Source organism: Bradyrhizobium sp. AS23.2, assembly GCF_001908185.1.
Lineage (GTDB): Bacteria > Pseudomonadota > Alphaproteobacteria > Rhizobiales > Xanthobacteraceae > Bradyrhizobium.
The window spans coordinates 1-678 of sequence record NZ_LGHM01000409.1; the positions used below are offsets into that span (position 1 = coordinate 1).

The following is a 678-nucleotide window of genomic DNA, read 5'->3' on the forward strand; positions in this document are numbered from 1 at the left end:
CGACAACGCCGCGCTCTCCGCTGTCTCCGACTCGCTCGGTCTGTCGGCTGCGACCGTCGACACCGAATACACCGCTCTGACCTCGGTTGTGGGCGACAAGACCGGCGGCCTGACCAAGCTCCAGGCGCTGCTGGTCGAAGCCAAGACCGCCGGTATCGATCGCACCAAGATCCAGGCGGACATCACCCAGATCCAGCAGCAGATGAAGGGCACGGCCGCCGCTGCGACCTTCAACGGCGTGAACTGGCTGAGCACGACCGCGACCACGCCGGCGACCTTCGACCTGGTGTCGTCGTTCTCTCGCGTTGGCGGCACGCCCACCATCGGCAAAATCACCCTGACGATCGCCAACTATTCGCTCTATACCGCGACCCAGGGCGGTATCCTGGACAAGGTGAGCGGCGCTGCGTCGGTCGACACGATCAACATCGGCGCGCTGACCGACTCGACGGCCGACATGACCACGCTCGATGGCTACATCGCGCAGGTCACCACTGCAATCAACTCGGTGGCCTCGGCCGCCGCCGACCTCGGCGCCGTCAAGAACCGCATCTCGACCAACGCGGAGTTCGTCAAGACCCTGATGGACTCGGTGGATCGTGGTGTCGGCCAGCTCGTCGACGCCGACATGAACGCGGAATCGACCCGCCTTCAGGCTCTGCAGACCCAGCAGCAGCT

Annotated in this window: 1 protein-coding gene; it reads left to right on the forward strand. The window is 65.0% G+C overall.

The genetic code is table 11. The annotated features are described in order from the left end of the window. The coding region (locus AC630_RS42575; protein WP_074124438.1) for a flagellin at window positions 1-678 on the forward strand (678 nt) is incomplete at both ends.